Source organism: Nocardioides sp. OK12, assembly GCF_024341885.1.
Lineage (GTDB): Bacteria > Actinomycetota > Actinomycetes > Propionibacteriales > Nocardioidaceae > Nocardioides > Nocardioides marinisabuli.
The window spans coordinates 511899-530383 of the sequence record NZ_BNET01000003.1; the positions used below are offsets into that span (position 1 = coordinate 511899).

Sequence of the window (18485 nt, forward strand, 5' to 3'; positions counted from 1 at the left end):
GCTGGGGAAGTCCGGTGCGACCATCGTGCGTCGCTGCCGAGAGTCTGGCAAATTACTTGAGCCCAATCAACTCAACTTTGCTCACTGGCTCCAATGCAATGGCAGCCGCTTTCATTCCCGTGCTTGGCTGCGTCCCATGAGCGACCTCCTGCTGCGACCGCTGGGCCCCGACGACGAGGCGCAGGCGCGCGCCGCGCACGCCGAGCTGGCCGCCGACGGCTTCGGGTTCCTGCTGCCCGAACCGGGTGAGCAGCCCTGGGGCGAGTACGTGGCGCTGCTCGACGCGCACCGCCGGGGCGAGGACCTCGAGGACTGGATGGTGCCGGCCACCTTCCTGGTCGCCGAGGTCGACGGCGAGATCGTCGGGCGGGCCTCGGTGCGCCACGGGCTCAACGACTTCCTGGCCACCTGGGGCGGCCACGTGGGGTACGGCGTGCGCCCGGCCCACCGCCGCCGCGGCTACGCCACCGCGATCCTGCGCGGCTGCCTCGAGGTGTGCCGCGGGCACGGCATCGAGCACGCGCTGGTCACCTGCGACGTCGACAACGTCGGCTCGGCCGCGGTGATCGAGGCCTGCGACGGGGTGCCCGACGGGGTCGCGCCCGCCACCGGGACGGTGGCGGCGAAGAAGCGCTACTGGGTGCCGACCGGGCTCTGAGCAGCAGGACTCCGGGGCGACGCGTCAGAGGTGCCGCGCCAGCGGGGACTCGCGCGGCGCCCCGCCGGACTCGACGTGGTCGGCCTGGGCCCGCAGCCGCGCGGTGAGCCGGCGCCGCTCGGGGGCCCACCGGTCGATCTCGTCGGCGAGGACCCGGAGCAGGTCGGGGCCGGCGCTGCGCTCGCCCCCGAGGTCGTCGGCGAGCAGCGTGACGCGCACCGTCCCACGCTCGCCCCGGGCGCGCAGGGCCAGCTGGCCCGCCCGGTTGCGCTCGAGGTCCACGGTCGTGGCCTGCGCCCAGGCCACCCTGCGCTCCGGCAGGAACGCGACCCGGTGGTGCAGCGTCCCGTCGCCGGTGTCGAGCCACGTGCGGCGCCAGACCACCGCTGCCACCGCCACGACCGTCGCCGCGACGACCAGTCCCGCCATCACCTGGTTGACCCCGGTCTCGGTGGCCACGGCCCACCCCGCCATGGCGAGGACGGCGACCACGGTGCCTCCGAACGCCAGCCACGTCGTCGGCTGGCGTGACAGCAGCCGCGGGATGTCGAGCTGCGCACTCTCAGCCACGCAGCACCTCCAGCTCGGCACGCAGCGGCTCGTCCGCAGCATCCACCACCCAGCACCCGTCGGGGCCGGAGAAGACGGTCAGGGCCGGCGGATCCGTGTCGTCGCGGACCGCGGCCGTCCGCGCGATCGCCTCGGGCGTCGGCGGGTCCAGGACCCCACGGGCCAGCAGGGAGCGGTACGCGATGCGCCGGGCGGTCTCGCGCTGGGAGTCGTCGAGCTCGTCGACCTGGTCGTCGACGGCGCTGGAGGCCCTGCCGAGGTCGTCGGCGGCGGAGGTCAGGGCGGCGGGCCGCCAGGAGCGCACCAGCGGGATCGTCCACCCGCTCATCGGGGCCTCCCCTGCTCGAACCGCGTGCTGGCGCCGCCGTCGGCGCCGGAGACCGTGGCGGCGGTCTGCGCCGCGTCGACGTCCAGGATCGCCGACGCGGCCGCGTCCACGCGGCCTGCGGCGGTGGCCACCGCATGGGGATGCACGTCGAGCACGGGCCGATCCTGCCCTGCCGCGGTGGCGCCAAACCGACGCCCGCGCCGGCAGCGACCCGCGGGACCGGCCTGGAAGGCACAGGTGCCGACGGGCTGACCGCGGCGGTGCTGGCGGCCTACGATCACGCATGCCCGCGACCGAGCCAGCGACCGCCGGGCGCACGGTCCGGCTGGGCGGCACCGACTACCCGGTGCGCCTGCCGTCACCGCGCGACCCCCGGCTGCACCTGGCCGTCACCATCAGCACGCTGCAGGTGCTGGGCCAGACCGTCCTGGGCTGGCAGGTCTCGATCGCCCAGATCCTGCTCTGCCTCGGGACCTGCGCGGCGATCGAGATCGTCGTGGTGGCCCGGGAGTCGGGGGTGCTCGCCTGGCCCGCGAGCGCGCTCCTCACCGGCAACGGGGTGGCGCTGGTGCTGCGCTGGAACGGCACCGAGCACGGCGACTGGTGGAGCCTGCAGGGCTGGTACGTCTTCGCGGCGACAGCTGCCCTGGCGCTCCTCTCCAAGTACGTGCTCCGCCACCGGGGGCGACCCCTCGTCAACCCCTCCAACCTGGGGCTGGTGGTCTGCTTCCTGGTGGTCGGCGAGGACCTCGTCAACCCGCTCGACTTCTGGTGGGGCGACCTGGGGCCGGCGCTCCTGGTCGTGTACGCCGTGCTGCTGGCCGGCGCGCTGGCGGTGACCCGGCGCCTGGGCCTGCTGGCGATGTCGCTGGCGTTCTGGGGCGTCCTGGGCGTCGGGGTGGGAGCGCTGGCGCTGACCGGGCACTGCTTCTCGGCCCGCTGGAGCACCGCACCGGTCTGCGGAGCGGACCTGTGGCTGGTGGTGCTGGCCTCGCCGGAGGTCCTGGTCTTCATGTTCTTCATGATCACCGACCCCATGACCTCGCCCCGCGACCCTCGGTCCCGGGTCGCCTTCGGCGCCGCGGTGGCGGCGGCGTGCACGCTGCTCATCGCCACCGCCGAGACCGAGTTCGGCGCCAAGGTGGGGCTGCTCGGGGGCCTGGTCGCCGTCTGCGCGCTGCGACCGGTGCTGGGGTGGGCACGCGAGCGGAGCGCGGTGCCGGCGTCCCCGGCGTCCCCGATGTCGCGCGCCACGGTCCTGGCGCTGGCCGCCGCGTTCGTGCCGCTCGTGCTCGTCGTCGGGGCCACGACCCCCGCGCCCACCCCGACCACCTCCGCGTCCGACGACGCATCCACCCCGTCCGGGGCGCGCCCCGCCGTGACCCTGCCCGCGCCGCCCGAGGTGGGCGTCTCCGCGGAGGTCGAGAGCATCCGGGGAGGCACCTCGGGGCTCGACGCGGGGGAGATGGCCACCGACCTGCTGGCCGCCCTCGCCATCGAGCACCGGGCGCTCGAGGAGCGCGACCCGGCCATGGCCGCCACCGCGCTGGGGGCGACCCGGCTGGCCGCGACGACGGACGCGATCCGCGCCGGGGTCGCGCCGGCGACGTACGACGTCGACGCCGTCGAGCTGGTGCTGGTGCGCGACCCGTCCGACGAGCAGGCCGTGCCCCGCTTCGGCCTGCACGCGACCGGCAGCGTCGACGGGCGTCCGCTCGACCGGGTGTTCGTGCTGGAGCCGGCGGACGGCGTGTGGCTCCTCGTCGACGAGATCGACCCCGCCGCGGCCTGAGGCCGGGACTCAGCGACGCGCGAGCGTGACCAGCCGGTCGACCGCCAGGTCGTCGACGCGCTGCGGGAGCCGGGTTCCCGGCCAGGTCACCAGCACGTCGACGGGACCCCCGACCGCACCCAGTCCCACGTGCACCTCGGGCGGCCGCTGGGACTGGTAGGACCCGGAGCGGTGCACCCAGCGCACCACGCGGCGCCCGTCGGGCAGCCGGACCTCGACCCGGGCCCCGATCCCCGCGGCGTTGCCGGTCGAGCGCGGGTCCTCGAGCCTCAGCGCGAGCCAGTGACGACGCGGTGAGACGTTGCGGTAGAGCGTCGGGGCCGCACCGCCGTTGGCGACCAGGAGGTCGAGCCGGCCGTCCCGGTCGACGTCGAGGACGACGAGCCCGAAGCCGACAGCCGTGTGGTCGATCCCCACCTGCTCGGCGACGTCGACGTAGGTCCCGCCGTCCGGCACCCACACCCGGCTCGGGTCGTCGACGAAGGCCCGGTAGTAGACGTCGGCGGCGTCGTCCGGCGCCGCGGGCCCCGGCCCCGCCGCTCGACCGTTGACGGCCACGACCACCTCCCGCTCGTCGTTGCCGAGGTCGGCGGCGCTGATGCCCCAGCCCCACCAGCCGTCGCGCAGCCCCCAGTCGTCCGTGCGGTCCGCGAAGGTCAGGTCGCCCTCGTTGGCGAACGCACGGTTGCCCGAGCACCCGGCGAAGAGGGAGACCTCGGGGCAGTCGCCGTCGCTCGTCGGGTAGCCGATCGAGCTGACGAGCCAGTCCGGGCGGGCGTCGCCGTCGAGGTCGCCCAGCCAGGAGCCCATGCCGTTCTCCGCCCCTCCGGCGGACGAGGAGGGCGTCTGGTCGAGGAACCGCTCGCCGTCGACGTTGCGGTAGACCCGCGAGGTGCACACGTCGCCGGCGACCACGAGGTCCAGCCGCCCGTCGTCGTCGAGGTCGTGCAGCTGCGGGGTCATCGGCAGCCGGGTGCGCAGCGGCTCCAGCCCCCACTCGCGGGTCGCGTCGCGGAAACCGGCCGCACCGTCGTTGAGCAGCAGCCGGGTGTCGCCGGTGGCCTCGAGCCCCCCACGCACCCGTTCCCGGTCGATGAAGGCCGCGAACTCGCACTGCGTCTCGAAACCCGTCGGGCCCCGCCCCGCCATCGACGCCGCCACGATGGCGGCGGAGTTCCAGTCGGTGACCAGCAGGTCGAGGTCGCCGTCACCGTCGACGTCACCCATGTCGGCTCCCCGGATGCGCCGCCGCTGCGCCCCCGCGACCGCTGGCCGGTCGTCGATGCCCGCGGCCCGGGTCGCGTCGCGGAAGCCACCGGTGCCGTCGCCGAGCAGGAGCCGGCCGAACCTGCCCTCGGGGCCACCGAGGAAGAGGTCCTCGTGGCCGTCGGCGTCCAGGTCGCCCACCGCGAGCGCGCTGACGGTGGCCAACCCGGTCAGTCCCGACCCCGCGGTCACGTCGCGGAACCTGCCCCCGACGTTGCGGTAGAGACCGCTGGCGGGGCCCGCCGCGGTCAGCACCAGGTCGTGGTCGGCGTCGTCGTCGAGGTCGAGCACGGCGACCCCGCCGTCGAGCTCGTCGGGCAGGGACGGGCCGCCCCCCGGTCCCCGCGCGAGCCCGGCACGGGCGGTGACGTCCTCGAAGGCCAGACCGCGCAGCACCTCCGGGCCGACCCGCACAGGCTCGTCGACCAGCGGCGGCACCACCGCAGGAGCCCGCTCGGCAGGGACCGCGACGTCGGCGAGCGGGGGCGAGCCTGGCCGGTGGTCGGAGACCCGCACGACGACCAGCACCGCCACGGCCAGCACGGCGAGCCCCGTCAGCCCCACCGGCGCACCGGTGCGGGGCTCGCCGTCCATCAGCCGATGGTGCCACGCAGGAGGGTGGCCGTCAGCCCCTCTCCCGGGCCCCCTGCCTAAAGCAGGCCGGCGAGCCGCAGCGAGATGTCGACGATCGAGACCCGGTCGAGGCCGCGCACCTCGTCGAGGGTGAACCAGCGCGCCTCGTCGGTGCTGCCGTCGCGCTCGGGGGTCAGCTCGCCGCCGACGACCTCGGCGCGGAAGACGGTGCGCACGGCCTTGAGGGACCGGTCGCTGTCGTTGAGCCGGCGGTGCGGGGGCAGCACGTAGGTGTCGACGCCGAGCAGCGCGCCGGCCACGACGTCGTACCCGGTCTCCTCGCGCACCTCGCGCACCACGGCCTGCTCGACGCCCTCCTCGAGCTCGACGCCACCGCCCGGCATCGTCCACTGCCGCCGCGACCCCTCGTTCCACAGCGCCAGCAGCACGCGCCCCTGGTCGTCGGTGATGACGGCGTACGCCGCGAGCCGGGTGTCGTAGTCGGTGTAGTGCACGTGAGCATCCTCTCCTCACCCCGGTGACAGGAATGAGCCAGGGCCTGCGGGGCATTGTGGACACCATGAGCGTTCCCACCATCACCCTGAACAACCAGACGCAGATCCCGCAGCTCGGCTTCGGCGTGTTCCAGGTGCCGCCCGAGCAGACGGCCGACACCGTGACCAAGGCCTTCGAGGTGGGCTACCGGCACATCGACACCGCGCAGATGTACGGCAACGAGCAGGAGGTCGGCGTCGCGATCGCCAACGCCGACATCCCCCGCGACGAGCTGTACGTGACCAGCAAGCTCAACAACGGCTTCCACCGCCCCGACGACGCCCGCCGCGCCTTCGACGACACGATGAGCAAGCTCGGCCTCGACCAGATCGACCTCTTCCTCATCCACTGGCCGCTGCCGACCCTCTACGACGGCGACTTCGTCTCGACCTGGCAGACCCTGTCGGAGTTCGTGGCCGACGGGCGCGCCCGCTCCATCGGCGTCTCGAACTTCCAGCCCGCCCACCTCGAGCGGATCATCGCCGAGACCGGCGTCGTGCCCGCGGTCAACCAGATCGAGGTGCACCCCTACTTCACCAACGAGGAGGCGCGCGCCGCCTCGATCCGCCACGGCATCGAGGTCGAGGCCTGGTCGCCGATCGCCCAGGGCGCGGTGCTCTCCGACGAGACCATCGGCGAGATCGCGGCCGCCCACGGCAAGACCGTCTCGCAGGTCACCCTGCGCTGGCACGTCGAGCGCGGCGACATCGTCTTCCCCAAGTCGATGAAGGAGGAGCGGATGCGCGAGAACTTCGACATCTTCGACTTCTCCCTCACCGCCGACGAGGTCGCGACGATCGCCGCCCTCGACCGCGGCGCCGACGGCCGTCGTGGCCCGAACCCCGACGAGTTCGACTACGTCCCGGGCTGAGCCCGCCCCCGCACGACCCGTACGCCGCCCGGCCCGCCTCAGGTGAGCCGGGCGGCGACGTCGTCGGCCTCGGCGCGGGTCCAGCCGTCGCCGACCTGCAGGGTCGCGCCGACCCCGTCGGCGACGCGCGGCAGCGCGACCAGGGTGCCGTCGACGACGACGGCGAAGCGGCCCTCGGAGCCGACCAGCCCGCTCACCAGCTCGTCCAGCGCACCGGCTGCGGCCTCGTCGAGCGCGACCTGCACGGCGTACCCGCCGTCGACCTCGACCACCTCGACGCCCTCGACCCCGCCGTCGACCCCCGTGGGGCCGAGCAGGAAGCCGGCGCCGCGGGCGTCGCAGGCGAGCATCGCCTCGCCGCCGGGCCCGTTGGCGCTCGGCGGCCTGCGCAGGCAGTCGAGGGCCTCGAGGCGCCGCGCGAGGGCGGGGTCGAGCCCGTCGGGGCTGCGCCCCTGCGCCGCGAGCACCGGCCGGGCCTGGAAGGGCGCCGGCTCCCCCGCCGCGTCCTCCGACGGGCCGGCCGGGCTCGTCGGGGTGGGGGCCACGCCCTCACCGGGGCTGGGCTGGGAGGGCGAGGAGCCCTCGTCGGCGCAGCCGCCGACCACGACAGCCGTCAGCAGCAGGCCCACCAGACCCGTCAGCCCGGTCAGCCCCGTCGTACGCATGCTCCGAGACTACGCGCGAGCAGGGAGCCGCAGGCTCAGCCGACGGTCACCTTGACCTCGTTGGAGGCGGTCTCGGAGTCGTTGTCGACGACCCGGAAGCGGTTCACGCCCTGCGCGCTGGTCTGCACGTAGGTCGCGAAGGTCTCGTTGCTGACCACGGCGGTGACCGGGAAGTCCTGCCAGCCGCCGCTGACGAACTTCTGCACCTGCAGCACCCGGCCCTCGCCGCCCGGGTAGACGCCGGTGAGGTCGATCTGGCCCATCGGGGCCACCTGGGTCTGCCCCGCCGACAGCGAGATCTGGCCCTCGGCGTCGTCGCTCTTCGACGGCTCCTGGGTCGGCTCCTGGCTCGCACTGGACCCCTCGCCCGGCTCGGCGGCCAGCGTCAGCAGCGGCCCCGAGGGGCCCTCGGTCCGCGAGGGGCGCGGCAGGTAGAGGGAGGCGGCGTCGGTCGCGGTGCTGGCGCCGGAGGAACCGTCGATGCCCAGCACCCGGGTCACGGCCAGGGCGCCACCGCCGAGCACCAGCCCGACGGCCAGGCCGACGCCGACCAGCGCGAGCAGCCCCGTCAGGACGGGGCGGTCGTCGTGCAGGGCCACGGGGGTCTCCGTCGTCGTCTCGGCGAGCAGTCGCTGCTCATTGTCGCGGACAACGCGGCGCGGACCAAGCCGCGTCCCCGCGGGCAGCGGCTACAGGCCGCGCCTCCACACGATCTCCTCGTGCAGGTGCCGGCTGCGCCAGCCCTCGGCGGTGCGCACCAGCCGGTGGTGGTAGATCCCGCCGAGCTCCACGACCTTCTCGCCGCCGGCGCCGTCGCTCATCACCATCGGGTTGTGGAAGTACGCCGTCGTGGTCGCCGTGTCGCCCTCCAGGCGGGTCTCGACCTGGCCGAGCATGTGCATCCGGCGCAGGAAGAACGCCGGCAGCACCTCGGCCAGCCACGGCTTCACCTCGGCGTACCCGGCCGCGATGCCGCCGGAGGCGGTGTAGTCGATCTGGGCGTCGGGGGTGAAGACCGTGTCGAGCAGGTCCCACTCGCCGGTGTCGATGGCCCGGGTGTAGCGGGTCAGCACGTCTGCCGCCTCGAGCCGGTCGCTGATCTCTGGGAGGTCCACGGTCGGAACTCTGGCACAGAACTGAAACACGTTCTAGTGTGCCGGTATGCGTTTCACCTATGCCGAGGCGATGACCAGCATCGAGCACTACGCGCCGCTGGCCCAGGCCGCCGAGGCCGCCGGCTACACCTCGATGACGGTCGCGGACAGCCTCATCTACCCCGAGGTGTCGGACTCGACCTACCCCTACACCGACACCGGCGACCGGGAGTTCCTGCAGGGCAAGGACTTCGTCGAGACGATGGTGATGTGCGCGCACCTCTTCGCGCTGACCACCACGCTGCGCCTGACGCCGTTCGTGCTCAAGCTGCCGGTGCGCCCGCCGGTGCTGGTGGCCAAGCAGGCCTCAAGCCTGGCCGCGCTGTCGGGCGACCGGCTCGGTCTCGGGGTGGGCCTCTCGCCGTGGCCGGAGGACTTCACCGCCATGGGCGTGCCGTGGGAGCGGCGCGGCAGGCGGATGGACGAGTGCCTCGACATCGTGCGCGGGCTGACCTCGGGCGAGTTCTTCTCCTACGACGGCGAGTTCTTCTCGATCGAGTCGATGCAGCAGCGGCCCGCCCCCGGGCGCCCGGTCCCGCTGCTGGTCGGCGGGCACGCCGACGCGGCGCTGCGCCGCGCGGTGCGCAAGGGCGACGGCTGGATGCACGCCGGCGGCGACGGCGAGGAGCTCGACCGGCTGCTGGCCCGGCTCGCCGAGATCCGCCGCGAGGAGGGCGACAGCCGCGACGACTTCGAGGTGCACGTGATCTCCTACGACGCCTACGACCCCGACGGCGTCAAGCGCCTCGAGGACAAGGGCGTCACCGACTGCATCGTCGGCTTCCGGGTGCCCTACATCAAGGGCCCCGACACCGAGCCGCTCGCGACCAAGGTCGAGCACCTCGAGCGGTACGCCGAGTCCGTCATCAGCCGGGTCGGCGCGTGAGCGGCCCGTCGCAGGAGCCGACCGAGGACCCCGGCTGGGACCTCACCGCACCGCTGCGCGAGGCGATCGCCGAGGGCGAGCACCTCGTCGCGACCGCCCCGTTCATCCGCACCGAGCAGGACCGCCTCGAGGGCTACGACTACCTCGCGGGCCGCATCCGGATGGCGATGCAGATGGCCTTCGACCACGACCTCGACCGACCGCTGTTCATCAACGCCACCCACCAGTTCTCCCGCCAGGGCCTCGACAACCCCGACGCGGTCTACTTCAGCGCCTACCTGCGCGAGGGCGTCGAGTACGTCGTGCGCGGGCGGCGCGGCAGCTCGGCCGACCTGTCCTTCCAGGTGATGGGCGGGGCCTACACCGCCGACTCCGCCGCCACCTCGCTGATGGCCTTCGACGACCGCGAGCTCGACGTGGCCCCCGACGGCTCCTTCGACTTCACCTACACCGCCGAGCCGGGCGCCAAGACCCTCATCGTGCGCGAGGTCTTCAACGACTGGGACACCGAGGAGCGCGGCACCCTCACGATCGAGCGCACCGACACCCTGGGCCGCCCCGCCCGCGACCTGACCCGCGACCTGCTGGCCAAGCGGTACGACGTCGCCGCCCGCACCCTCACCGGCTCGATCCGCACCTGGTTCGCCTTCCCGCACTGGTTCCAGTACGCCGAGCCGGTCAACACCCTCACCGCGCCCCAGCAGACCCCCGGCGGGCTGGCCTCGCAGCGCTCCTCGATCGGGCACTACGAGCTCGCCGAGGACGAGGCGATGATCGTGACGGTGCCGCGCTGCGACGACTGCAGCTACCAGGCGATCCAGGTCGGCTCCGACTGGTACGCCTCCACCGACTACGAGACCCACCAGACCTCGCTGACCAAGGCCCAGGCGGTCACCGACCCCGACGGGCTGATGCGCTTCGTCATCAGCGAGCACCCGCCCAGCGGCGACGCCGAGGCGCCGTACCTGGCGAACTGGCTGGAGACCACCGGGCACCGCACCGGCTCGATGATGCTGCGCTGGCAGCGCCTCGAGCGCGACCTCGGCCCCGACGACGGCCCGCGCGTGCAGGTCGTCGCGCTGGCCGAGGTGCCCGCGCACCTGCCCCACCTCGCCCCGCTCACCCCGCAGCAGCACGCCGAGCGGATCACCGCCCGGCAGCGCCACGTCGCCCGGAGGATGATCTCGTGACCCCCACCACCGCCACCACCCACGACACCTCGGTCGAGGAGCGCTACGAACCGCAGCCGCTGCTGCGCGGCAGGGTCGTGGTGCTCTCCGGCGTCGGCCCCGGGCTGGGCCGCGCTCTGGGCGAGGAGGCGGCCCGGATGGGCGCCGACCTCGTGCTGGTCAGCCGCACCGAGTCGCGGCTGAGGAAGATGGCCGCGGTCGTGCGCGAGCTCGGGTCGCGCGCGCTGGTGGTGCCGACCGACGTCACCGACGAGGCCTCCCGCGCCGCGCTCGTGGAGCGGACCCTGGCGGAGTACGGCCGGGTCGACTGCCTGATCAACAACGCCTTCGCGATCCCCCCGATGGACCCGATCTCGACCATCCCGGTCGAGGAGCTGCGCCGCGCCAACGAGACCAACGTCTTCGCGCCGCTCTCGCTGACCGCCGCCTTCGCCGACGCGCTCGCCGCGGCGCCGGGCAAGCCGGGCGGGTCGGTCATCATGCTCAACTCCTGCGTGCGCTACTCCTCCCAGCCCGAGTACGCCGGCTACAAGCTCTCCAAGGGTGCGCTGGCGCACCTGGCCGAGTCGCTGGCCACCGAGCTCGGCCCGCGCGGCATCCGCGTCAACAGCGTCGCGCCGTCCTACATCTACGAGGACGTCAACAAGGCCTACTTCGACTGGATCGCCGCGGAGTCGGGGCGCACCCACGACGAGGTGTACGCCGAGAAGGCCGCCCCGACCGACCTGCAGCGGCTGGCCTCGCCGCAGGAGGTGGCCCGCGCGGCGCTCTTCCTGGCCACCGACCTGGCCTCCGCGGTGAGCGGGCAGACGCTCAACGTCGACTGCGGGGAGTTCCACTCGTGAGCGGTGCCAACGTGATGACCCGCGAGCGCGCCGACGTCGGGTCCTACGACGACATCGCCGCCGCCGCGGTGCGCACCACCGGCCTCGACGACTTCGGGGGCGACGCCCACGAGGAGGGCCTGCGGGTGCTCGTCGAGGACCTGAACAGCCCCGAGGCGGGGCTGACCGGGCGCGGCAACTACTTCCAGCGCTCCGAGGTCAAGAGCGCGCTCGTGGGCCGGCTGCTCACCCAGGCCCAGTTCACCGCGCTGCCCCAGCACGCCGACGTACCTCTCGAGCGGCCGGTCTTCGTGATGGGCCTGCCGCGCACCGGCACCACCGCGCTGCACCGGCTGCTGGTCTCCGACCCCGCCCACCAGGGCCTGGAGATGTGGCTGACCCAGTTCCCCCAGCCGCGCCCGCCGCGGGCGACGTGGGAGGCCGACCCGGTCTTCGCCGCGATGCAGGAGGCCTTCAGCGCCCACCACGTCGAGGACCCGGAGTACATGGGCATCCACTACATGGACGCCACGTCGGTGGAGGAGTGCTGGCGGCTGCTGCGCCAGACCGGCAAGTCGAACTCGTACGAGTCGCTGGCCAACCTGCCGCGCTACACCGACTGGCTGCGCGGCCAGGACTGGACGGACGCCTACGCGCGGCACCGCCAGAACCTGCAGCTGATCGGGATGAACGACCCCGAGAAGCGCTGGGTGCTGAAGAACCCCTCGCACATGACCGCCCTCGACGCGCTGATGAGCGTCTACCCCGACGCGCTGGTGGTCTACACGCACCGCGACCCGGTCACCTGCATCGCGTCGTCGTGCTCGCTGTCGGCGGCCACCACCGCCGGGCACTCCGACACCTTCGTCGGCGGCGTCGTCGGCCACACCCAGCTCGACCTGTGGTCGCGCGCCTTCCACGCCTTCCACGACGCCCGGCCCCGCTACGACCAGTCCCAGTTCGTCGACGTCGACTTCGCGGACCTCCAGGGCGACCCGCTCGGCACCGTGCGCGGCGTCTACGAGGCCTTCGGCATGACGCTCACGACCGAGGCCGAGGCGCGGGTGCGCGAGATCGACGCCGAGGCCCGCTCCGGCCACGCCCGCCCCACCCACCAGTACTCGCTCAAGGACTACGGCCTCACCGAGACGAGGGTGCGCGACGCGTTCGCGCGCTGAGCCGTCACCGACGGCGCCTCAGCCGAGCGGCTCGCCCTCGCAGCAGTTCGCCTTGAACTTGCAGTGCGGGCAGAACCACCGGGTGGCGATCGGGTCGAACTCGTGCCCGCAGGCCATGCAGGAGTAGTAGCCGCTCATGGTGGCCCAGCCTGCCACGCGATCACGCCTCGTCGCGGGCGGCGCGCACCGCGCGCTCGGCGACGGCGTGCTCGTCGGTGCGGGCGTCGTAGGACCAGAAGTCGCGCAGCCACAGCGCGGTCGCGCCCACGCCCGCGACGCAGGCGATGCCGCCGCTGGTGATCGAGCCGCGCACCGACCACAGGTCGGCGGTGACGCCCGCGCGCACCTGCCCGCCCAGCGGGCCCAGCGAGTAGGACAGCATCTCGATCCCGGCCAGGCGCCCGCGCATCCCCTCGGGGATGGTCTGGCTCCACACGATGCCGCGGAAGACCCCGGAGACCATGTCGGCGGCGCCGGCCAGCGCGAAGAACGCCGCCACCAGCCAGAAGCTCGGCATCAGGCCGGCCAGCGCGATGCACACGCCGTACGCCGCCGCGGCCAGCACGATCGCGCGGCCGTGGTGGTGGACCCGCCCGGTCCACCCCGACAACGCCGTCGCCACCAGCGCCCCGACGGTCTCCGCGGAGTAGAGCAGCCCCAGCAGCTCGGGGGCCTCGAAGACGGTCTCGGCCAGCGCCGGGAAGAGCACCACCGGCATCGCCAGCAGCATCGCGGCGATGTCGACGAGGTAGGTGCCGAGCAGGTCGCGGCGGGCCAGGGCGTAGCGCGCGCCCTGCACGACGCCGGCCAGGCTCGGCGGGGTGGTCTCCTCGCGGTGCGGGTAGGAGCGCATCGCCAGGTACATCAGGGTGGCCACCCCCAGCCCGACGACGTCGACCACGAAGCACCAGCCCAGCCCGACGTACGCGATCAGCAGGCCGCCGAGGGCCGGGCCGACGAGGACCCCGATCTCCATGCCGAGGCTGGTCAGGGCCTGCGCCGCCGGGATCTCGTCGTGACGCACGGTGCGCGGCATCAGCGCCTCGCGGGAGGGCCGCTGCATCGAGGAGGTCGAGGCGAGCACGGCCGCGAGCACGAAGACCAGCCACAGGTGCGGGTCGGGGCCGAAGGCACCGAACGCGTTGGCGGCCAGCACCGCGGTGGCCACGGCCTGGGCCACGCCCGTGGCCACGAGCAGCCGCTTGCGGTCCACGTGGTCGGCCAGCGCGCCGCCGTACAGCGCGAAGACCACCAGGGGCACCAGCTCGACGAGGCCGATCGCGCCGACGGCGAGGTTGGAGCCGGTGACCCGGTAGACCTGGAACGGGATGGCGACGTAGGTGACCATCGCGCCGAGGTAGAAGACGGTGCCGGCCACGAAGAGCAGCCGGAAGTCGCGCGAGGTGCGCAGCGGCGTCAGGTCGATGCGCAGCGCGCGCAGCCGCTCACCCCAGGACATCGCCCACCACGACGGGCCACGCTGCCAGGAGCGTGGCCCCGCCGCGAGTGGTTTTGCGCCGGGTCGGCGCGAGATCTGGGACGGGTCAGCGGGAGATATGAGCCGGGTCGCGCCGGGAGACGCGGACCCGGGCGCCGTCGCGGGGCACCGAGGTGATGTTGCGGACCTTCGGGGCGTCGTCGACCGGGGTGGCGACGTCGTGGACGCGCAGCACCTCGCGGAGCACCGCGACGCCCTCCATCTGCGCGAAGCCGGCGCCGATGCAGCGGCGTACGCCGCCGCCGAAGGGGATCCAGGTGTTGGTCGGCGGGTTCTGGCCCAGGAAGCGCTCGGGGCGGAAGGCGTCGGGGTCGGGGTGGTGCTCGGACTTCTGGTGGGTCACGATGATCGAGGGGCCGACGGTGACCCCGCGCGGCAGGTCGACGCCGCCGACGGTGGCGGGCCGCATCAGGGTGCGCACCACCATCGGGATGACCGGGTGCAGGCGCATCGACTCCTTCATCACCGCCTCGAGCCAGGCGTCGTCCTCGGCGCTGTCGCCGTCGGCGGCGGCCTGGGAGCGCCGCAGCAGCTCGGGGTCGCGGCCCAGCTCGTAGAGCGCCCAGGCCAAGGAGGTGGCCGTCGTCTCGTGCCCGGCCAGCAGCAGGGTGATCAGCTGGTCGCGCAGCTCGGTGTCGCTGAGCTCGTCGCCCTCCTCCACACCGTGCCGGATCAGCCGCGACAGCACGTCGCTGCGCTCGGCGAGGTCGGGGGCGGTTCGGCGCTCGCGGATCTCGGCGTAGATCAGCCGGTCGAGCTCGGCCTGGTTCTGCACGGTGCGCCGCCACGGCCCGAAGCGCTGCAGCCGCGGGTAGCCCCAGCCCAGCAGCACCGCGGGGCTGATGTCGACGGTGGCGTTGACCCGCGGGCGCATCGCGGCCAGCCTGGACTCGTCGGTGACACCGAAGACCACCCGCAGGATCACCTCGAGGGTCAGCACGTTCATCCGGTCCAGGGAGCGCAGCACGACGCCGTCGGGCCAGTGCGCCGCCTCGTCGGCGGCCAGGTCGGTCACCAGGGAGCGGTACTCGCGCAGCGCGGCGCCGTTGAAGGCCGGCATCAGCAGCTTGCGCGCCCGCTTGTGGTCGGCGCCGTCCTGCAGCAGCAGCGAGTGCTCGCCCATGATCGGGCCGAGGATGGCGTTGCCCTTGCCGGCGTGGAAGAACTCCGGGTCGGCGGCGAAGATCTCCTTGGTGTGCTCGGGGCGGGTGAAGAAGACCAGCGGCTGCGCGCGCGGCACCAGCCGCACGGTGAAGACGTCGCCGTAGGTGCGGTGCAGGTAGGGGTGCATCCAGTGCCGGAAGCGCAGCAGCGCCGCTGTCTGCACCAGGGCCGGCCACCGCGGCCCCGGCGGCAGCCCCTGCGGGGCCACCCGGGGAGCGCCGGCCTCGCCGACCGAGGCGCCGCTCATCCGACGGAACCGCTCCTCGGTGAGCTCCCCGGTCTCGGGGAGCGCGTCGAGCAGGGCGTTCTGAGAGGTGGCCATGTCACATACTAGGAGTACGTCACCCCGTCGTGTCGAGGGCCGGCGCCAGGTGCCGGGTCAGGAAGTGCACCTGGTGGGCCAGGGCGGGGGCGAAGAAGTCCTTGCCGGGCCAGACGTCGAAGTGGTCGCCGGGGTAGTGCCGGACCTCCGCCCGCCCCTTGACCGCCGCCTTGGCCGCCGCCTGCGGCGGGGCGAGCCGGTCGAAGTCGGCGATCTGCACCAGCAGCGGGCAGGTGACCTCCTTGGCACTCTTGACCGGGCGGTGGCTGCCGAGCTCCAGCGCCACGGCGGCGTCGACCTCGTTGCGCCAGGACGGCCCGGCCAGCGCGAGGTAGTCCTCCTTGCAGCCGGGCAGGGTCAGGGCGCCCTGCTCACCGGGGTCGGCCACGACCGGCACCATCACCGGGCCGCGCCGCGAGGCCAGCGCGCGCGAGCGCACCCCGTCGACGGTCGAGCGGGCCAGCGTCAGCGGCGAGTGGTGGCGCAGCGCCAGCCGCCCGGCCGCGGCCCCGTCGACCAGCGGCGTCAGCGAGACCACCGCGGCGACGTCGTCGCGCCCGGCGGCGACGGCGAGCACGTGACCCCCGGCCAGCGAGACGCCCCAGAGCACCAGGCGGCCCGCGTCGACGCCCGGGAGCGCGGCGGCCGCGGTCGCGGCGGCGCGGAAGTCCTCGAGCTGGCCGGCCACCGAGACCCGCTGGCGCACCGCCCCGCCCGAGCGCCCGAAGCCGCGGTAGTCGAAGGCGAGCACGTCGAGCCCCGCGGCGGCCAGGCCGTCGGCGAAGGGCAGCAGCCCCGAGTCGACGGTGCCGGCCAGGCCGTGGGCCATCACCACGACCGGGCGCCCGGCCGGTCCGGCCAGCCGGTCGTGCGCGGCCGGCACGTGGGTGGCCACGCACTCGTCGGAGCCCGACGCGAAGCGCACCTCGTGGTGGGTCGGGGCCGGGGCGGCCAGGGTCGTGTCGGCCAGTGTCGTGTCAGCCAGGGTCGTGTCGGTCATGACGTCCTTCCGTAGATGGTGCGCAGCCACACGGCGACCACGCCCTCGACCAGCTCCTCGCGGCCCAGCGGGCCGCCGATGGCGCTGCGTTCCAGCATGCGGTCGTTGAGCTCGAGCAGCACCGTGGCCAGCGTCGTGGCGGCCACCCCGTCGGGCGCGCGGCCGGCCTCGCGCTCGGCGTCGATCATCGACGCCACCACGGGCACGAACGACTCGCGGTCGGAGTCCCACATCTCGCGCACCGCGGCGCTGGAGGCGCGGGCCTCCAGGGTGGCGCGGCACAGGTGCTCGTTGCGGTCCCAGCTGGCGAAGAGCCCGCGGATGGTGCCCTCGATGCGCTCCTGCGGGGTGCCCTCGCCCGTCAGCAGGGCGGCGGCCGCGGCGGTGTCGTCGTACATCTGCTCCATCAGCGCCGCGACCGCGGCCGCCTTGTTCTCGAAGTAGAAGTAGAAGGCCGAGCGGGTCACCCCCGCGCGGCGCGAGATCTCGGCGATGTTGACGGCCTCGAACGAGGAGTCCTGCAGCAGCGCGTCGAGGGCGTTGAGCAGCGCCGTGCGCCGCTGGTCGCCGCGCGGGGTGGCGGTGTCGAGGGCGTTCACCGGGCGCCTGCCAGCACGCCGCCGCCGAGCCGCTCGGCGCGCCGCCGGCCCGCCGGGATCTCCTTGGTGCGCATCTCGTGCTCGTAGATGAAGTAGTCGAGCTGCTGGGTGTGGCGGGGCCGGTCGAGCACGTGGCCGGTGTACTTCTGCTGGTCGGCGTCGATGACCTGCTCCATCGTGGCGACGTCGGGCAGCCGGTAGCGGCCCACCGCGTAGGCCCCGAGCAGGCGGGCCTGGCACTCCACGAAGGGGAACAGCGTCGGGGTCGACTGGGCCAACCCCATGAAGACCAGGTCGTCGCGCCCGGGCAGGAACATCCGCTTGAAGAGCCGGATCTGGTTGCCGGGCGCGCTGATCACCTCGGGGTCGAAGAACGGGAAGGTGATGTTGTAGCCGGTGGCGTAGACGATGACGTCGAACTCCCCCGACGTGCCGTCCTCGAAGTGCACCGTCGAGCCGTCGAGGCGCGAGACGTTGGGCTTGGGCGTGACGTCGCCCGAGCCGAGCCGCAGCGGCAGCTCGACCGACTGGGTCGGGTGCGCCTCGAAGAACTTGTGGTTGGGCTTGGGCAGCCCGTAGAGCTCGGGGTTCGAGCCGGCCATGAACTGCATCTTCTGCAGCACCTTGCGCTGCCACTTCAGCGGCAGGTACGGCGTGGTCACGTAGTACTTGTCGGCCGGGAGCCCGCCGGTGTACTTCGGCACGATCCAGGCGCTCGAGCGGGTCGAGAGGGTGACCTCGTTCTGCAGGCTGCGGCTGGAGAGCTCGACGGTGATGTCGGCGGCGCTGTTGCCCAGGCCCACCACCAGGATCCGCTTGCCGGTGAAGTCGAGCGGGTCGTGCGGGTCGATGTAGTGGTGCGAGTGGATCGAGGTGCCGGTGAACTCGCCGGGGAAGTCGGCCATCCGCGGGTCCCAGTGGTGGCCGTTGGCGACCACGAGCAGGTCGACGTGGCGCTCCTCGCCCGACTGCAGGCGCAGGTCCCAGCCGCCGCCGGGCGCGGGGTCGGCGTGCTCGACGCCGTTGCGGAACTCGATCGGGTCCAGCAGCCCGAAGGCCTCGGCGTAGGAGTCGAGGTAGGCCTTGACCTGGGTGTGGTGCGGGAAGTCGGGGTAGTGCTCGGGCATCGGGAAGTCCTTGAAGGACAACCGGTGCTTGGAGGTGTCGATGTGCAGCGAGCGGTAGGCGCTGCTGTGCCCGTTGGGGTTGCCGAAGGCCCAGTTGCCGCCGATCCGGTCAGAGCTCTCGTAGCAGGTGTAGGGCACCCCGTAGTCGGTGAGCATCTTGCCGGCGGTCAGCCCGCTGATGCCGGCGCCGATGACGGCGGTGGTCGGCAGGGTCGGAGCGGGCACGGGGCCTCCTGGGGCATGGGCGGACGTCGGTGTGACGTGG

General features: G+C 73.5%; 21 protein-coding genes. 7 read left to right on the forward strand and 14 right to left on the reverse strand.

Annotated elements, in window-relative coordinates; genetic code table 11:
- Window positions 1-136: 136 nt before the first annotated feature.
- Window positions 137-658 carry a GNAT family N-acetyltransferase gene (locus tag OCU29_RS09895; RefSeq protein WP_261819770.1) on the forward strand — a complete coding sequence of 174 codons (522 nt, stop codon included), beginning with the start codon at window positions 137-139 and terminating at the stop codon, window positions 656-658.
- Between the two features lie 24 nt (window positions 659-682).
- On the opposite strand, the gene OCU29_RS09900 is transcribed toward OCU29_RS09895, so the two are convergent.
- From OCU29_RS09900 to OCU29_RS09910, 3 genes are read right to left on the reverse strand one after another with little or no spacing between them, the layout of a single operon-like run.
- Window positions 683-1228 carry a hypothetical protein gene (locus OCU29_RS09900; protein ID WP_261819771.1) on the reverse strand — a complete coding sequence of 182 codons (546 nt, stop codon included), beginning with the start codon at window positions 1226-1228 and terminating at the stop codon, window positions 683-685.
- Window positions 1221-1556 carry a hypothetical protein gene (locus tag OCU29_RS09905; protein WP_261819772.1) on the reverse strand — a complete coding sequence of 112 codons (336 nt, stop codon included), beginning with the start codon at window positions 1554-1556 and terminating at the stop codon, window positions 1221-1223. Before OCU29_RS09905 ends, OCU29_RS09900 begins: the two co-directional genes overlap by 8 nt.
- The gene (locus OCU29_RS09910; RefSeq protein WP_261819773.1) at window positions 1553-1711 is read right to left on the reverse strand and encodes a hypothetical protein; all 159 of its coding nucleotides are present in this window, start codon (window positions 1709-1711) and stop codon (window positions 1553-1555) included. The genes OCU29_RS09905 and OCU29_RS09910 overlap by 4 nt, the downstream gene beginning before the upstream one ends.
- Before the next feature lie 128 nt (window positions 1712-1839).
- Here OCU29_RS09910 and OCU29_RS09915 point away from each other — a divergent pair, with 128 nt between their 5' ends.
- Window positions 1840-3348 carry a hypothetical protein gene (locus OCU29_RS09915; RefSeq protein WP_261819774.1) on the forward strand — a complete coding sequence of 503 codons (1509 nt, stop codon included), beginning with the start codon at window positions 1840-1842 and terminating at the stop codon, window positions 3346-3348.
- Between the two features lie 9 nt (window positions 3349-3357).
- Here the strand turns inward: OCU29_RS09915 and OCU29_RS09920 are convergent, their stop codons facing one another.
- Both OCU29_RS09920 and OCU29_RS09925 read right to left on the reverse strand, forming a co-directional pair.
- Entirely contained in the window at window positions 3358-5208 is a 1851-nt protein-coding gene (locus OCU29_RS09920) for an FG-GAP-like repeat-containing protein (RefSeq protein ID WP_261819775.1), read from the reverse strand.
- Between the two features lie 56 nt (window positions 5209-5264).
- Window positions 5265-5702, reverse strand: coding sequence for an NUDIX hydrolase (locus tag OCU29_RS09925; RefSeq protein ID WP_179614578.1), 438 nt, complete (start codon window positions 5700-5702; stop codon window positions 5265-5267).
- Window positions 5703-5767: 65 nt separating this feature from the next.
- Between OCU29_RS09925 and OCU29_RS09930 the strand changes: the two genes are divergently transcribed.
- Window positions 5768-6613 (forward strand): aldo/keto reductase, encoded by an 846-nt coding sequence (locus OCU29_RS09930; protein WP_179614579.1) that lies wholly within the window; start codon window positions 5768-5770, stop codon window positions 6611-6613.
- Between the two features lie 38 nt (window positions 6614-6651).
- Here OCU29_RS09930 and OCU29_RS09935 read toward each other — a convergent pair whose 3' ends face one another.
- The 3 genes from OCU29_RS09935 to OCU29_RS09945 form a co-directional block, all read right to left on the reverse strand.
- Window positions 6652-7278 (reverse strand): hypothetical protein, encoded by a 627-nt coding sequence (locus OCU29_RS09935; protein WP_261819776.1) that lies wholly within the window; start codon window positions 7276-7278, stop codon window positions 6652-6654.
- A gap of 35 nt (window positions 7279-7313) precedes the next feature.
- Window positions 7314-7877: a hypothetical protein gene (locus tag OCU29_RS09940; protein ID WP_261819777.1), complete on the reverse strand. Its 564-nt coding sequence runs from the start codon at window positions 7875-7877 to the stop codon at window positions 7314-7316.
- A gap of 90 nt (window positions 7878-7967) precedes the next feature.
- Window positions 7968-8393, reverse strand: a complete 426-nt coding sequence (locus OCU29_RS09945) for a nuclear transport factor 2 family protein (RefSeq protein WP_179614582.1) — start codon at window positions 8391-8393, stop codon at window positions 7968-7970.
- A gap of 46 nt (window positions 8394-8439) precedes the next feature.
- Between OCU29_RS09945 and OCU29_RS09950 the strand changes: the two genes are divergently transcribed.
- The 4 genes from OCU29_RS09950 to OCU29_RS09965 are packed head-to-tail and all read left to right on the forward strand — an operon-like array spanning window position 8440 to window position 12510.
- Window positions 8440-9318, forward strand: coding sequence for a TIGR03619 family F420-dependent LLM class oxidoreductase (locus tag OCU29_RS09950; protein WP_261819778.1), 879 nt, complete (start codon window positions 8440-8442; stop codon window positions 9316-9318).
- Window positions 9315-10508: a hypothetical protein gene (locus OCU29_RS09955; protein WP_261819779.1), complete on the forward strand. Its 1194-nt coding sequence runs from the start codon at window positions 9315-9317 to the stop codon at window positions 10506-10508. The genes OCU29_RS09950 and OCU29_RS09955 overlap by 4 nt, the downstream gene beginning before the upstream one ends.
- A complete protein-coding gene (locus OCU29_RS09960; protein ID WP_261819780.1) occupies window positions 10505-11353 on the forward strand; it encodes an SDR family oxidoreductase in 849 nt (282 codons plus the stop codon). The genes OCU29_RS09955 and OCU29_RS09960 overlap by 4 nt, the downstream gene beginning before the upstream one ends.
- The gene (locus tag OCU29_RS09965) at window positions 11350-12510 is read left to right on the forward strand and encodes a sulfotransferase (RefSeq protein WP_261819781.1); all 1161 of its coding nucleotides are present in this window, start codon (window positions 11350-11352) and stop codon (window positions 12508-12510) included. Before OCU29_RS09960 ends, OCU29_RS09965 begins: the two co-directional genes overlap by 4 nt.
- 18 nt (window positions 12511-12528) lie before the next feature.
- Here OCU29_RS09965 and OCU29_RS09970 read toward each other — a convergent pair whose 3' ends face one another.
- The 6 genes from OCU29_RS09970 to OCU29_RS09995 form a co-directional block, all read right to left on the reverse strand.
- The gene (locus tag OCU29_RS09970; RefSeq protein WP_179614585.1) at window positions 12529-12666 is read right to left on the reverse strand and encodes a hypothetical protein; all 138 of its coding nucleotides are present in this window, start codon (window positions 12664-12666) and stop codon (window positions 12529-12531) included.
- Between the two features lie 4 nt (window positions 12667-12670).
- On the reverse strand, window positions 12671-13969 hold the full coding sequence (locus OCU29_RS09975) for an MFS transporter (RefSeq protein ID WP_261819782.1): 1299 nt from the start codon (window positions 13967-13969) through the stop codon (window positions 12671-12673).
- Window positions 13970-14054: 85 nt separating this feature from the next.
- Window positions 14055-15494: a cytochrome P450 gene (locus OCU29_RS09980; protein ID WP_261819783.1), complete on the reverse strand. Its 1440-nt coding sequence runs from the start codon at window positions 15492-15494 to the stop codon at window positions 14055-14057.
- A 19-nt stretch (window positions 15495-15513) separates the two neighbouring features.
- Entirely contained in the window at window positions 15514-16494 is a 981-nt protein-coding gene (locus OCU29_RS09985) for an alpha/beta hydrolase (protein ID WP_261819784.1), read from the reverse strand.
- Window positions 16491-17093 carry a TetR/AcrR family transcriptional regulator gene (locus tag OCU29_RS09990; RefSeq protein ID WP_261819785.1) on the reverse strand — a complete coding sequence of 201 codons (603 nt, stop codon included), beginning with the start codon at window positions 17091-17093 and terminating at the stop codon, window positions 16491-16493. The genes OCU29_RS09985 and OCU29_RS09990 overlap by 4 nt, the downstream gene beginning before the upstream one ends.
- Window positions 17090-18445 (reverse strand): NAD(P)/FAD-dependent oxidoreductase, encoded by a 1356-nt coding sequence (locus tag OCU29_RS09995; protein WP_261819786.1) that lies wholly within the window; start codon window positions 18443-18445, stop codon window positions 17090-17092. The genes OCU29_RS09990 and OCU29_RS09995 overlap by 4 nt, the downstream gene beginning before the upstream one ends.
- Between the last annotated feature and the right edge of the window lie 40 nt (window positions 18446-18485).